Genomic DNA, 13,280 nt, shown 5'->3' on the forward strand with positions numbered 1-13,280 from the left:
GAAGCCGCGACTTAGGCGCGTCGTCGTCGGAACGGGCGGGAGCGGGCGGTTCCGTCGCCACGTGTGTTTAAGCCGATACTCGTGCGATCTGATCGCATGCTTAGCGCCGCGCTCTCGATTGGCGACGCCGACGTCGACGCCGGGATCGACCTCGCGCTGACGGTTCGCAATATCGGCGATGCGCCCGAAACACTACGGTTCAGGACCGGACAGCGCGCCGACTTCGCGGCCTATCGGCTCGACGGGGAGGCCGAGAAGGTCGAGAAGATAGAGGAGGTCGAGGCGGACGGGGAGGACCCCGTCTGGCGGTACGGCACCGGTCGGATGTTCACGCAGGTGCTCGGGAGCGAGACGCTGGAGCCGGGCAAGTCGACGACCTACGAGGCGACGTGGGGGGACCCGCCGTCGGGATGGTATCGGTTCGTCGGCGAAGTGACCGCGGAGGACTGCGAGCTGACTGCGACCGCGACCGCCGAGATCGACTGAGTCGCCTCCGGCTACTCCGTATCGTCGACGTGAACCGCGCGCTCGACCGCCTCTTCGAGGCGCTCGCGGGTGCGGTGGCTGGGCTCTGCCTCCGTCCGCACCTCGATCAAGTGCGAGCCGTCCGCGTCGCGAGCTCGGGTGTACGCGTCGGCGAGGTCGTCGTCGACTGTCTCCGTCTCCTCGGCCGTCTCCGCCGAGCGCGCGTCGATCCGGGCGTACGACAGCCCGTGTAAGTCGGCCAGCGGCTCGAACTCGATACCGTGCGGCGTTTTAAAAGCCTCCGTGAACTCCGGCTCGAACGACTCGATCGGGAGCTTGTGGAAGATGCCGCCGCCGTCGTTGTTGATCAGGACGATCGTCGCGTCCACGTCGCAGCGGTCGAGCGCGAGCAGCCCGTTCGCGTCGTGGTACAGCGCCAGATCGCCGACGACGAGCGTGAGGTCGTCGGTCGTCGCGGAGCCGGCGCCCAGCGCGCTGGAGACGATCCCGTCGATGCCGGAGACGCCGCGGTTGCCGAGGGCGGTGACGCTCGTCGTCGTCGGCCCGACGAAGCGATCGAGGTCGCGGACGGGCATCGAGTTGGAGACGAACAACGTCGCGGGATCGGGGAGCGCGTCGGCGACGACCCGGAGCGCGTCGCCCTCGTGGAAGGGGAGGGGGTCGTCAGTGTCGTCGGCGGTCGGGCTGTTCCCGTCTTCCTCCCGACCGAGAATCCCCCGCGCGGTACGATCGACGTCCTCCCACTGCGCGCGCCAGTCGCCGTCGCCGTCCCCTCCGGCGACGAGCCGTGACAGGCGAGCGCAGAGGCGGCTCGGCTCGGCGACGACGAGGTCGGTCGCCGCGAACTCCGCCTCGCGCCAGCGCCCGGCGGGGTCGACCTGATACTGGTCGGCCCCCGTCCCGGCGAGGTACTTCCGGAGGCGCTTCGAGGTGGGCGACGCGCCGAGGCGGAGGACGAGGTCGGGATCGGTCCAGTCGGCGGCGCCGTCGCCCGTGGCGTCGCCCGGCTCCCCGGCGATCTCCGCCGAGAGGTACGCGTCGTACGCGCCGATCACGGGCGCGACCCGGGTGTGGCCGCCGAACCGGACGCCGGAGAGCGGGTCGGCGAGGATCGGGAACCCCGTCGCGTGCGACAGCGCCGTGACCGCCTCGGCGTCGAGCCCCGGCGGGTCCGCCGGACCGGCGACGATCAGCCCGCGGTCGGTCGTCGACAGCTCGTTCGCGATCCGCCGGAGTCCCTCGTCGCCCGGCTCGGGCGATCCGGGCGTGATGTCGACGTACGGGCCGTCGCGGCCGGCCTCGGCGACCGGATCGAGGTCGGCGGGCACGTCGTCGGGAACCCGAGTCGGCTCCAGCGGCTTTTTAAACGGAACGTTGAGGTGGACCGGCCCGGGGTCGGCGCCCTCGGCGGTCCCGACGGCGCGGGCGACGGTAGTCCGGAGCGAGCGGAGCGCGCGGTCGTTCGGCGCGGGCTCCGGAAGATCCTTATAAAACCGCACGGCATCGCCGTATAGCTTCTCCTGGTCCGCGGTCTGGTTCGCGCCCGAGTCGCGCAGTTCCGGGGGCCGATCAGCCGTGAGCGCGAGCAGGGGAACGCGCGCCTCGCTCGCCTCCATCACGGCCGGGTGATAGTTGGCGGCGGCGGTGCCGGAGGTGCATATCAGCGGTGTCACCGTCCCGGTCCGGCGCGCGCGGCCTAACGCGAAGTAGGCGGCCGAGCGCTCGTCCAACTGAGAGAAGACGCGCAGGTCGTCGGTGCGCGCGGCGGCCATCGTCAGCGGCGTCGAGCGGCTCCCGGGCGAGGCGACGACGGCGTCGACGCCCGCGGCGACGAGCTCGTCGACGAGGGCGCGCGCCCACAGCGTGTTCCGGTTCGGCGCGGTCATTGCCACCGCTTGGGCGTCGGGATTTAAATACTCCCGCGGGTCGGTCGCGTCGGCGGTGAGTTCGCCCTCTCGACTGCGACCTCACTTCCGGTCAAAGCGTGCGCGAGCCAGTGTCACATCGCGTCGAACCGGAGAGAGCCGACCGTCGTCACTCCGCCGGCTCTGGCTCGCTCGCGACCGCTGCATCTGTCACGCATATCCGGTATGCCTCCACGTCCTCGTAGGTCGCGCCCCAGCCGCCGACGGTCCACCGTTTGTCGCCGTCGTCGACGATGATGGACGCGGTTCCAGTCAGCGCCATCACGACCGGGGTGCTGTCGTCATCTCCCTTGTCGTTCGAGACCTCCTCGGCGTCGACGACCTTCCCGGAGAGGGTTACGGACCGGTCACTGTCGGTCTCGCGGCCTTCGATTTCCACAGAGAGGGGCTCGGCGGCCCGAATCCGGTCACGGTTCTCGAGGAGGAACTGTCTGATGTCCGCGTACCTCTTGGGTGCGGCCGTCTCGCCCTCGTACGCGACGGGAGTCGGGAGCCACATGAAAAGCAGGAAGTGCCAGAAAAACACGTACGTGAACGACCGGTTGCGGAGGATCAAGCCGTAGTCTTCGATCGCGGACGGGTTCGGAGCGAACGCCGTCCGGCGGAGGTCGGAGGTGAGTACGAACGGAGCGGGCTGCGAGAGGTGGTGTGCGACGCTCACGGCATCCTCGTAGTCGGTGTCTTCGAGCGTCTCGTCGCCGTCGCGACTGAGGATCGTGACGTTGACCGTGACGCCGCGGTCGCGGGCGTCGGTGAGGTCGCTCCGTAGCGCGTCGAACTGGTCGGGCGTGAGCGTCGCGTGGACCTGTATCTCGGCCTCACGGACGAAGGTCCGGGCCGCCTCGACGACCGTGTCGAACCGCTTGACGATGCTGACCGTCTGGGTGTCGACGGTCGGCCGCTCGTATCGCTCCGTGATCTCCGAGGCGGCCGACTCGAACTGGCTCGCGCGTTCGGTGAGCCCGGAGACGATCGCTTCCGGATCGGTCGCGCGCGCCTGAAACGTCTCCTGCTCGTACAGCTCCACGTACCCGAAGTTGTCGAGGTCGCGGAGCACATCGTAGATCCGCGCGTCGGGCACGTCACTGGCCTGTGCGACTTCGGTCGCGGACGCGCTCCCTAGTTCGAGAAGCGTGACGTACGCGTTCGCCTGATAATAAGAGAGATCCGCCACCTGGAGCGTCTCCAGGAGTTCCTCGGTATCCATAAACACTCGTTAACCACCTCAGTGTATAAAAACCCCGAGACGAGCCGCCGAGGCCCGAGCAGTCGCTCTGGGGGCCGTTGGCTCCCGAGGTTCGCCCGCATCCGAGGCGTGTCGGGCACGTTGACGCGACCGGAATCGGCTCACTCTACGTCGGCATAGGGAACGGGACCGTCGAGGAGGGGATCGTCGGTCGACGCCATCCACGCCTCCAGTTCGTCGCGGAGTCGGTCGAGGACCTCGACGTGATCCGGATCCGGGTCGCCCGCCATCGCCTCCGTCTCGAACGGCTTCCGATCGGAGGCCAGGTTCTCCGACTCGTGGGGGTCGGTCTCGAGATCGTACAGCTCTTCGGTCGGGCGCTGTGGGACGTGGAACTGCTCGTGAACCTCCCGGCCCGAGGCCGTCGGTGCGACGTCCATCGGGACGAACACCTTGGGGAGCACAGAGAAGTTGCGGACGTACTTGTACCGCTCCGTTCGGACCGCTCGAATCGGGTTGTATCGGTCGTGCCACGTCATCTCGGCGAAGATCTGGTCGCGTTCCTCGTGTGGTTCACCCCGGAGGAGCGGCGCGAACGACTCGCCCGAGACGTCTGTGGGGGGATCGATCCCGAGCAGGTCGAGCATCGTCGGCGTGAAGTCGACGTTGGTGACGAGCGCGTCGTGGACTTCGCCGCCCTCGACGGCGTCCGGCTGGTGGATCAGGAGCGCGGTCTCGATTCCGGGGTCGTAGCAGGTGCCCTTCGCCCGCGGGATCGCCAGGCCATGGTCGGTCGTGAACACGAACAGCGTTTCCTCGGCCAGACCAGCGTTGACGAGCGACTCCCGGTACTGTCCGACCGCCGGGTCGAGCACCTCCTCGATCAGCGCCCCCAAGTCGGCGGCGTCCTCGCGGACCCCCGGCGCGTCCGGGAGGTACGGAAAGTCGTCGAGGTCGATCGCGTCTGGGTCGGCGTCGTCGTACGTCCCGTCCGGGAGGTACTCTCGTCGGAACGGCCGATGCGGTTCCTCGATGCCGATCGAGACGAAGAACGGATCGTCGTCATCTGCGCGTTCGGCGAAGAAGTCGTCGACGACGTCGACGAGGCCGAGCGCCCGCTTCGTCTCGCTGTCGACGTAGTCGTAGCCGAGCCGCTCGGGCTCGTCGGGGACCTCGTGTTGAAAGCCGAGCAGGGCCGTCTCGTAGCCCACCTCTCGAAGGTGCTTCGGAAGCGTCTGCCAGTCGTCACCGAGCGCCCAGCCCATGTGCGCGAGACCCATGACGCCGTTCTCGTGGGGGTAGTAGCCAGTCATCATGCTGGACCGGCTCGGAGAGCAATGCGGGGCCGAACAGAAGCTGTTCGCCATCCGGGCGCCGTCGACCGCGATCCGATCGATGTTGGGGCTGTCGACGTCGGCCCCGTAACAGCCGAGGTGCTGTCCAAGGTCGTGACAGTGAACCAGTACGAGATTCGGGCGGGTCGACGAGTCCGTAGTGGAACTTTCTTCTGCCGACATACCGTTAATACGCTCCGATACCCGGATAAATGGCCGTGATTACGTCCCGTATCACCTCGGTCCTAATTAGTAACTATCACGGTAATTAATAAGAAAATTTGAAGTAAGTGGGCTCTCAGTTTTTGAACCACATGTCCAACGATCGATCCAGTACTACACGGCGGAGCGTACTGAAGACGACCGGTACCGCGTCGGTACTCGGAAGCGTCGCGCTTGCGGGCTGTTCTGGTGACGGCTCCGACGGGAGTGACGGCTCCGACGGGAGTGGCGGCTCGGACGGGAGTGACGGCTCGGACGGGAGTGACGGCTCCGACGGCGGAAGCGGCAACAACCTCGAGATAACGGGCGTCTGGTCCGGCGGTGAACAGGAGTCGTTCACCAAGGTGATGGATTACGTTGAGGAGGCGACGGGCATGGGATTGGAGTACTTCCCCCGTGACACCGACACCCTGCTCACCGGGACGCTGATGGACTACGAGTCTGGTGTGGCCTCCGCCGACATCGTCGTGATGCCTTCGCCAGCACGGATCATCTCGGACGCGGAGAACGGCCACCTCGCGCCGGTGGGCGACGCGTGGGACGCCGAGAACTTCGCGGTCGACCCGGAGCGGGTGACTGTCGACGGCGAGGTGTACGCCGCGCCGTTCAAGATGGACCTCAAACCCGGCTTCTGGTACCGGAAGTCGTTCTTCAACGAGAACGACCTCACCGAGCCGGAAACGTGGGACGAGTTCATGACGCTGCTCGACGACCTCTCGGCGATCGACGGCGTCGACGCACCCATCGCCTCCGGGAACGGTACCGGCTGGCCGCTGAGCGATATCACCGAAGGGTTCTTCATGCGACAGGAGGACGGTGCGTCGCTCCAGCAGGGCCTCATCGACGGCGACACCGACTTCACTGACGACCGAATCGCGACGGCGTTCGACGAGATCAAGATGCTCCACGACGAGGGGCACTTCAGCCAGACGCGGGACTTCGGCGTCCAGTACGAGTACTTCTGGGACAACAGCCTCCCGCTGTACTTCATGGGCTCGTTCACGCCGGCGCAGGACGCGGTTGAGGACCCGTCCGACCTCGGCGTGTTCCGGTTGCCCGGTGTGGACGGGATCTCCTCGTCCGTCAACTGGTTCACCGTGCCGACGTACTCGGAGAACGTCGACGCCGCCCGCGACGCCCTGAGTTCGTTCGTCTCCGCCGAGGGGCAGCAGGTGTGGGTCGAGGACGGCGGGTTCATCGCCTCTAACACCGCGGTGCCCGACGACGCGTACGACATCGAGGTCATGGCGAACCTACCCGACCTCGCCGCCGAGGTGACGGTCGTCCCCGACCTCGACGACGCGCTCGGGAACCCGTTCCAGCAGGAGTTCTGGTCGCAGCTCAAGGGACTGTGGGCGTCTCCGGACACGGCGACCGAGGACGTCACCAGCTCCCTCAACGACGCGTACCAAGAAACGATGAATAACTGACGATGGAATCGACGTCAATCGCGGACGACCGAGGCGAGCGGCGCGGGTCGCTGGCGCAGATGTTCGACCCCGAAGAGATCCGTCGCCGCAACCTCGTCTCGCTGGGGATGGACGTGCTTATCCTCGTGACGATCGGGTTCCTCTCGATCCTATTTACCAAGGGATTCTGGCCGATCGTCATCGGCACGATCCCGATGGCGACGCTGCTGTACTTCGGCTGGGCCTCCTCGAAGGCGTTCTTCGTCGCGCAGGTGCTCGCGATCGGCGTGGCGCTTCTCGGCACCGCGACCGGTGTGCTGCCGTACTGAGACACCGACGAATACTTTTTTGGCGTTATCTTCTCGCGTAGTCGCGTCCGTTCGTGAGTCGTTTTGCGCGGTCGAGGGGCAGAAGGTAGTCGGCAGAGATGCGAGCGGGGGAACGAAAACGAGCGGAAAAACGAACGCGTGTGACGAGATCGGGTCAGTCGGCGACTGCGGCCACCATCCCCTGCTTGTAGTACCGCTGGAGGGTGACGAACAGCAGGATCGGGACGATCATTGTCAGGACTGAGCCGGCGGCGACGAGCCCCCAGTCGATCTGGAGGCGGCCCTTCATCAGCGGGAGCACCTGCGGGGCGAGCTGGTTCTCACGGGACCGCATGAACACGAGCGGGAAGAAGAAGGAGTTCCACACCCACGTGAACTGAATGACCGCCACGGAGACGAGCGCCGGCGCGGAGTACGGCAACACGATCGACTTGAAGATCTGATATCGGGACGCGCCGTCGACCCGGGCAGCCTCCTCGAGCTCCTTGGGGAGCCCCAGAAGGAAGTTCCGGAGGAACATGACGACCCACCCCATCCCCCAACCGATGTGGACGAGGATGAGTCCCATGTACGTGTCGAACAGGCCGGTCGTCCGCAGCGTGTTGTAGTTACCCATCGCCACTAGCTCTGGCGGCGCGGCCATGACCACGATGAGCAGGAAGAACAGCGCGGTCTTCAGCGGGAAGTCGAAGCGAGCGAACGGGTACGCGACCATCGTTCCGAGCAGCGTCACGGCGAGCACGGACGGGATCGTGACGATCGCCGTGTTGATCATCGCCTGTCGCATCGGTCCAGACTGGAACGTCCACGCGCGGGCGTAGTTCTCGAAGGTGATCGTCATCCCCTCAAAGTTCCACCAGCCCTGAATTATCTGATCGAGCGGACGAACGGAGGCCATGAACAACCCGATGAGCGGGACGAGCCACAGCAGCGCGATCCCGATGGCGATCGCGTAATGCAGCGCGCGCGCGCCGCTCGGGACCGCTGCGCGAACGCGCTCGATCGGGTCGCGGTCGGAGGTCGGTGCGGTCTCCGGCGGCTCGTGGTACACGCGTCCGCCGTCGGTTCTCCGTTCGGTGTCGGCGTCGGTCGGATCGTCTGAGTGGTGTGTGTCAGTCATTGCTGATCAGTCCATTGACGCGATGTACCACGCCATCGGGAGCGCGATCACGAGTTCGATGAGCGCGACGACCATCGCTTTACTGTACTCAATGGGGACCGAGAACGCCGCCTGATACACCTCAAGTCCAAGCACCGAGAACACCCCGCCTGGACCGCCGGACGGGCCCCCGGCCGCGTAGACGATGGCGAAGATCCGGATCACCCAGATCATACTCATGATCACGACGACCGCCGTTACTGGCTTGACGAGCGGCCAGATAATGTCTTTAAACCGCCGGAACCGCCCGGCTCCGTCGACCCGGGCGGACTCCAACAGCGCGGGATCAATCCCGGCGAGCGCCGAACTGTACAGGAGCATGCTGAACCCGGTCTGTACCCAGACGCCGCCGAGGATGAGCGCGTAGATCGCGATCTGCGGCTCCTGAACCCAGTTCCGGACTTGTCCCCCGAGACCGATCGACCGGAGCAGCCCGTTGAACGCGCCGGCCTGCGGGTCGTAGACGAAAAGCAGCACGAGCCCGATCACGACGGTCGGCGTCGTGAAGGCCAGGAACACCATAGAGCGGAGGATGCTCCGACCGCGAAGGTCGGCGAACAACAGCGCGAGTCCGAGTCCGAGCAGCGTGCTGAGCGGGACGTGGACCACCATCCAGATGAGGTTCTGCGGGAGCGCCCCCATCGGATACTTTAATGATCGGAGGTTGCTCCAGTTGATGATCGCGTCGTCTTGGAAGGTCGCGATCCACGTCTCGAAGCCGGCGAACCGCGCGATGTCGAACCCGTCCCAAATAAAGAAACTTCCGACGGCCGAGTACAGCATCGGTCCGACGGAGAAGATGGCAAACAACGTGAGACCGGGAAGCATGAACACGAGGATCGCTTTGAGCTTCTCTCCGTTGACATCGCGGTCGAGCCGGTCCTCGAGATATGATTCGACGGACATGGTACTACGCCACCAGCTCCCCGTCCTCGTCATAGAGGTACACGTCCGCCGGATCGAACGTGAGGTGGACTCGGTCCCTCGACTCCGCGTCGGTCTGCGGGACCTTGACGATCACGACGGAGTCGCCGACGTTGACGTTGACCAAGACGTACTCACCGAGCGGTTCGACCGTCTTGACCGTGCCCGGCACGGTCCAGTCGGTATCGGGAGGCTCGGTCGACACGTCGATGTCTTCGGGACGGACGCCGAGAGACACGGTCGGAGACGATGTTTCCGACGGCATCGGGAGGGTGCTGCCCTCGTCGAGTTCGACGGTGCCGTCACGGTTCGTTCCCGCAAAGAGATTCATCGGCGGTGAGCCGATGAACTTCGCGACCCAGGTGGTCCGCGGCCGCTGGTACAGCTCCTCCGGATCGGCGACCTGACGGATCGTCCCGTCGTTCAACACGACGATTTTGTCTCCCATGCTCATCGCCTCTTCCTGATTGTGCGTGACGTAGACGGTCGTGATCCCGAGCTGGTTCTGAATCCGCTTGAGCTCGGAGCGCATCTCTAAGCGGAGCTTCGCGTCGAGGTTACTGAGCGGTTCGTCGAGGAGGAACACGGAGGGCTCGCGAATGATGGCCCGCGCGAGCGAGGTCCGCTGGCGCTGTCCGCCGGATATCTCTCCCGGATCGCTATCCATCTGATCCTCGATGTGTAACAGCTCTGCGACCTCAGCTATTCGCTCATCGCGCTCCTCCGGCGGAACCCCCCTGACTTTCAGCGGGTACTCGATGTTCTCCCGGACGGTCATGTGCGGGTACAGTGCGTAGTTCTGGAACACCATCGCGACGTTACGATCGGCCGGTGGCATCCTGTCGACGCGGTCGTCATCGAAGTATATCTCGCCTTCAGACAGGTCCTCGAGCCCCGCGATCATCCGGAGCGCAGTCGTCTTCCCACAGCCAGAGGGCCCGAGAAAAACCACGAACTCACCGTCATCCACCTCCATGTCCAGCTTGTAATTGGCGACGGTGTCACCCCCGTCGAAGTACTTGCTTACCGATCGCATGCTAATGCGGGTCATCGACTACCAGCCGGTATTCATTTATTACACTTATAATTAATCATAGAATATGGATATATATCCAGCCGATGGATCGCGTTAAACGTTCTCTTTTCGGCTAATTCAATAATTACTTAGCAATCCTTTCACTAAATGCGAAAGATGAGTCACGCCCTCTTCGACTACACGGCTTTTCTGCAGGTCTCCGGCGAACTCTTTCGGGCGGTCCAGCAACGGCAGCTCTTCGACGACGACAAGCGGTTCGTCGACGCAGAACCGCGTGTCCCTCCGGATCTGCTGTTCGAACGGTATCTGGCGGCGCAAAAGGAGCCCGACTTCGATCTTGAGTCGTTCGTCGAGGACAATTTCAGGCTGCCGGAGCTGGTCGCAACCGAACCGAATCTTGCGGCATCTCGGTCGATGGAGGACCACGTCTCGACACTGTGGGGGCCGTTGACCCGATCGTTCGATGACGTCGACTCGGCGGGCTCGACAATCATCTCATTACCGAATCCGCATGTCGTCCCCGGCGGACGCTTCCGCGAGATGTACTACTGGGACAGCTACTTCACTGCGGAAGGACTGGCAGCGGCCGATCGAACCGACTTGGTTGGGGGAATGGCAGAGAACATCGCGTCGCTTCTGGACCGATTCGGCTTCGTCCCGCTCGGGAACCGAGCGTACTACGACAGCCGGTCACAGGTCCCGTTGTTTTACCGCATGCTCCGCGTGTTGGAGCGCGACGAGGGGTTCGACGCTGTCGCCCCCCACGTGGACGCGCTCCAGACGGAACACGACTTCTGGATGGACGGGAGAGACCGCGTTGCCGGCGGCGATGGACCGACGGCGCACCGTCGAGCCGTCGGGATCGCCGACGAAACCGTACTCAACCGATACTGGGACGACCGCGCCCGCCCGCGACCGGAGTCATACTCCGAGGACCGCCGCCTCGCGGAGCGAGTCCCGGTCGACGATCGGCCAGCGCTGTTCCGGGACATCCGGGCCGCCTGCGAGTCCGGGTGGGACTTCAGCTCGCGGTGGCTGGCGGGCGACGACCTCACCACGATCCGGACGACTGACTTGGTGCCAGTCGATCTCAATGCCGTCCTTTTCGGTATGGAATCAGCTCTCGCGGAGTGGCTCCCACGGGTCGGGCGGACGAAGGCCGGCGAGCGGTACGCGGACCTGGCCGAGCGCCGTCGGGAGGCGATAAATCAGTTCTGTTGGGACGAAGACGCCGGCTTTTATGTCGACTACTCGTGGGTCGACGGGTGTCAGGCCGACCGGCTCACGCTCGCCGCCGTCGCGCCGCTTTTCACTGGGGCCGCGACCGAAGATCGGGCGGCAGCGGTCGCCGATCGGCTCCGCCGGGACTTCCTCCGACCCGGCGGACTGGTGACGACGCTCGAAGAGACCGGAGAGCAGTGGGACGCACCGCTCGGCTGGGCGCCGCTTCACTGGATGGCCGTCATCGGGCTGCGCCGGTACGGCCACGACGGCTTGGCCGACGAGATCGCGAGCCGTTGGATCCAGCTCGCGCGGAGTACCTTCGGGGAGACCGGCAGAATGGCTGAAAAGTACAACGTCCACACGGCCGGGAGTGCGACCGATCCGGGTGAGTACGAGCTCCAGTACGGGTTTGGCTGGACCAACGGGGTCGTCACGGCGTTGTCGGCACGGCAGTAGCCGACTTCGGATCGCTGTCGGATGACATGCGTCACGGTTCTGCAACGCTTATGAACGCCGAACGACTGCTATAGAACATGAGCGACGACGACGCCGTCGACGTCGAGGTCGAGTCCCCCGACGACGCCGCGGCCGACGCGGCGAGGACGAACGGCACCGCGGACGCGACCGCCGAGGGAACGAGCGACGAGTCGACCGACACAGACGACGCCCGCGACGGCGAGGCACTGGCCGCCGACGTCGCCGAACACGACGAGGCGCTCGCACGAGAGGTCGCGGCGCTGGAAGCGGACCTCGCGGAGACGCGCGAGGAACTGCTGGAGTCCGAAGCGGAGGTCGAGGAGCTGACGAGCAAGCTCGCCCGGGTCAAGGCCGACTTCAGCAACTACAAGCAGCGCGCCAAGCGGAAGCAAGACGAGATCCGCGAGCGCGCCTCCGAGGCGCTCGTCGAGCGCATCACGCCGGTCCGCAACGACCTCCTGCGCGCGCTCGACCAAGAGGAAGGGAGCGACCTCCGTCCCGGCGTCGAGTCGACGCTGGAGAAGTTCGACGAGGTGCTCGCCGACGAGGGCGTCGAGCCCATCGCCCCCGACCCCGGCGAGGAAGTCGACCCGGCCCGCCATCAGGTGATGCTCCGGGTCGAAAGCGACCAGCCCTCGGGATCCGTCCACGAAGTGTACGAGCCCGGCTACGAGATGGGCGACCGCGTGGTCAGCGAGGCGAAGGTCACCGTTAGCGCCGACGAGGAGTAGTCTCGGAAAGCCAACCGCTACACGTTCTCAACTGTGCGCCCGTACGCCGTCGCCAACTCGTCGAGCCCCGCGTCCGACTCCGCGGCGTGCGGCACCGACAGCGGCGAGACAGAAACCTCGCCGTCGACGACCGCCCGGCGGTCGGTCCCGACCGGGTCGGGGACGTCGTTATCGTTCATCTTCCCCCAGATCGGGTCCGAGAACGTCACACGGCCGTTTCCGTCGTGTGCCGCCTCCATCCCGTACCACGGTGACGGCGTGGTGACGCGCATCGGCGCCGGCCGATCGGGCTCACCGTCTGGGTCTGCGATCGGGGCGTTGACGTTGAGGTAGTCGACGCGGTCGAACGCGTCCGACGCGGTCGCCTCCCTGACGAGATACCGGGTCGCGCGGGCCGCGTTCGCGAACTCCGCCGGCTTCAGCTCCCGTTTCCACCAGTCTTCATCGCCCGGGACGTACATGGAGGTCGCCACCGCGGGCACGTCGAAGAAGGCCGCCTCGACCGCGGCGGAGACGGTTCCCGATCGACCGAGCGTGTACGCGCCAAGGTTCGCCCCCTCGTTACAGCCCGCGACCACGAGGTCCGCGTCCGGGACTAAGGCGTCGAGGCCCGCGACGACGCAATCGACCGGAGTGCCGTCGACGGCGTAGCCGAGTTCGTGGTCCGCGATATCGACGCCGTCTGAGAGCGTGCGCCCAGTCGACGACCGATCGCCGGTCGGGGCGACCGCAACCACGTCGTAGTCGGCCGATAAGGCGTCGTAGAGCGCTCTGAGGCCGCCGGCGTCGATCCCGTCGTCGTTCGTCAACAATACGCGTTCGACGGTCATAGCGACTT

General features: G+C 65.6%; 12 protein-coding genes. 5 read left to right on the top strand and 7 right to left on the bottom strand.

Features of this window, described 5'->3' with window-relative positions; genetic code table 11:
* Positions 1–96 precede the first annotated feature (96 nt).
* Positions 97–486 carry a BsuPI-related putative proteinase inhibitor gene (locus tag ACNS88_RS13865; protein WP_435098869.1) on the top strand — a complete coding sequence of 130 codons (390 nt, stop codon included), beginning with the start codon at positions 97–99 and terminating at the stop codon, positions 484–486.
* Positions 487–497: 11 nt separating this feature from the next.
* Here the strand turns inward: ACNS88_RS13865 and menD are convergent, their stop codons facing one another.
* The 3 genes from menD to ACNS88_RS13880 all read right to left on the bottom strand — a co-directional run bounded on the left by menD (position 498) and on the right by ACNS88_RS13880 (position 5,114).
* Positions 498–2,372, bottom strand: coding sequence for a 2-succinyl-5-enolpyruvyl-6-hydroxy-3-cyclohexene-1-carboxylic-acid synthase (gene menD, locus ACNS88_RS13870; protein WP_435098871.1), 1,875 nt, complete (start codon positions 2,370–2,372; stop codon positions 498–500).
* A 148-nt stretch (positions 2,373–2,520) separates the two neighbouring features.
* Positions 2,521–3,618: a TrmB family transcriptional regulator gene (locus ACNS88_RS13875; RefSeq protein WP_435098873.1), complete on the bottom strand. Its 1,098-nt coding sequence runs from the start codon at positions 3,616–3,618 to the stop codon at positions 2,521–2,523.
* A 140-nt stretch (positions 3,619–3,758) separates the two neighbouring features.
* On the bottom strand, positions 3,759–5,114 hold the full coding sequence (locus tag ACNS88_RS13880; RefSeq protein WP_435098875.1) for a sulfatase family protein: 1,356 nt from the start codon (positions 5,112–5,114) through the stop codon (positions 3,759–3,761).
* A 131-nt stretch (positions 5,115–5,245) separates the two neighbouring features.
* Here ACNS88_RS13880 and ACNS88_RS13885 point away from each other — a divergent pair, with 131 nt between their 5' ends.
* Both ACNS88_RS13885 and ACNS88_RS13890 read left to right on the top strand, forming a co-directional pair.
* Complete coding sequence (locus ACNS88_RS13885) at positions 5,246–6,583, top strand: ABC transporter substrate-binding protein (RefSeq protein ID WP_435098877.1); 1,338 nt, start codon at positions 5,246–5,248, stop codon at positions 6,581–6,583.
* A gap of 2 nt (positions 6,584–6,585) precedes the next feature.
* The gene (locus ACNS88_RS13890; RefSeq protein ID WP_435098879.1) at positions 6,586–6,891 is read left to right on the top strand and encodes a hypothetical protein; all 306 of its coding nucleotides are present in this window, start codon (positions 6,586–6,588) and stop codon (positions 6,889–6,891) included.
* Between the two features lie 154 nt (positions 6,892–7,045).
* Here ACNS88_RS13890 and ACNS88_RS13895 read toward each other — a convergent pair whose 3' ends face one another.
* From ACNS88_RS13895 to ACNS88_RS13905, 3 genes are read right to left on the bottom strand one after another with little or no spacing between them, the layout of a single operon-like run.
* Entirely contained in the window at positions 7,046–8,011 is a 966-nt protein-coding gene (locus tag ACNS88_RS13895; RefSeq protein ID WP_435098881.1) for a carbohydrate ABC transporter permease, read from the bottom strand.
* A 6-nt stretch (positions 8,012–8,017) separates the two neighbouring features.
* Complete coding sequence (locus ACNS88_RS13900; RefSeq protein WP_435098883.1) at positions 8,018–8,956, bottom strand: carbohydrate ABC transporter permease; 939 nt, start codon at positions 8,954–8,956, stop codon at positions 8,018–8,020.
* A gap of 4 nt (positions 8,957–8,960) precedes the next feature.
* Positions 8,961–10,010, bottom strand: coding sequence for an ABC transporter ATP-binding protein (locus ACNS88_RS13905; RefSeq protein ID WP_435098982.1), 1,050 nt, complete (start codon positions 10,008–10,010; stop codon positions 8,961–8,963).
* Positions 10,011–10,166: 156 nt separating this feature from the next.
* Here ACNS88_RS13905 and ACNS88_RS13910 point away from each other — a divergent pair, with 156 nt between their 5' ends.
* Positions 10,167–11,690 carry a trehalase family glycosidase gene (locus tag ACNS88_RS13910; protein WP_435098885.1) on the top strand — a complete coding sequence of 508 codons (1,524 nt, stop codon included), beginning with the start codon at positions 10,167–10,169 and terminating at the stop codon, positions 11,688–11,690.
* 77 nt (positions 11,691–11,767) lie between these two features.
* Positions 11,768–12,442 carry a nucleotide exchange factor GrpE gene (locus ACNS88_RS13915; RefSeq protein ID WP_435098887.1) on the top strand — a complete coding sequence of 225 codons (675 nt, stop codon included), beginning with the start codon at positions 11,768–11,770 and terminating at the stop codon, positions 12,440–12,442.
* A gap of 17 nt (positions 12,443–12,459) precedes the next feature.
* On the opposite strand, the gene surE is transcribed toward ACNS88_RS13915, so the two are convergent.
* Entirely contained in the window at positions 12,460–13,272 is an 813-nt protein-coding gene (gene surE / locus ACNS88_RS13920; protein ID WP_435098889.1) for a 5'/3'-nucleotidase SurE, read from the bottom strand.
* Positions 13,273–13,280 lie beyond the last annotated feature (8 nt).

Source organism: Halorubrum shenae, assembly GCF_051194165.1.
Classification (GTDB): Archaea; Halobacteriota; Halobacteria; order Halobacteriales; family Haloferacaceae; genus Halorubrum.

Bases quoted from the DNA above. Each gene is read 5' to 3' on its own strand.
- ACNS88_RS13865 (WP_435098869.1), top strand. From the start codon at position 97: ATGCTTAGCGCCGCGCTCTCGATTGGCGACGCCGACGTCGACGCCGGG.
- menD (WP_435098871.1), bottom strand. From the start codon at position 2,372: ATGACCGCGCCGAACCGGAACACGCTGTGGGCGCGCGCCCTCGTCGAC.
- ACNS88_RS13875 (WP_435098873.1), bottom strand. From the start codon at position 3,618: ATGGATACCGAGGAACTCCTGGAGACGCTCCAGGTGGCGGATCTCTCT.
- ACNS88_RS13880 (WP_435098875.1), bottom strand. From the start codon at position 5,114: ATGTCGGCAGAAGAAAGTTCCACTACGGACTCGTCGACCCGCCCGAAT.
- ACNS88_RS13885 (WP_435098877.1), top strand. From the start codon at position 5,246: ATGTCCAACGATCGATCCAGTACTACACGGCGGAGCGTACTGAAGACG.
- ACNS88_RS13890 (WP_435098879.1), top strand. From the start codon at position 6,586: ATGGAATCGACGTCAATCGCGGACGACCGAGGCGAGCGGCGCGGGTCG.
- ACNS88_RS13895 (WP_435098881.1), bottom strand. From the start codon at position 8,011: ATGACTGACACACACCACTCAGACGATCCGACCGACGCCGACACCGAA.
- ACNS88_RS13900 (WP_435098883.1), bottom strand. From the start codon at position 8,956: ATGTCCGTCGAATCATATCTCGAGGACCGGCTCGACCGCGATGTCAAC.
- ACNS88_RS13905 (WP_435098982.1), bottom strand. From the start codon at position 10,010: ATGCGATCGGTAAGCAAGTACTTCGACGGGGGTGACACCGTCGCCAAT.
- ACNS88_RS13910 (WP_435098885.1), top strand. From the start codon at position 10,167: ATGAGTCACGCCCTCTTCGACTACACGGCTTTTCTGCAGGTCTCCGGC.
- ACNS88_RS13915 (WP_435098887.1), top strand. From the start codon at position 11,768: ATGAGCGACGACGACGCCGTCGACGTCGAGGTCGAGTCCCCCGACGAC.
- surE (WP_435098889.1), bottom strand. From the start codon at position 13,272: ATGACCGTCGAACGCGTATTGTTGACGAACGACGACGGGATCGACGCC.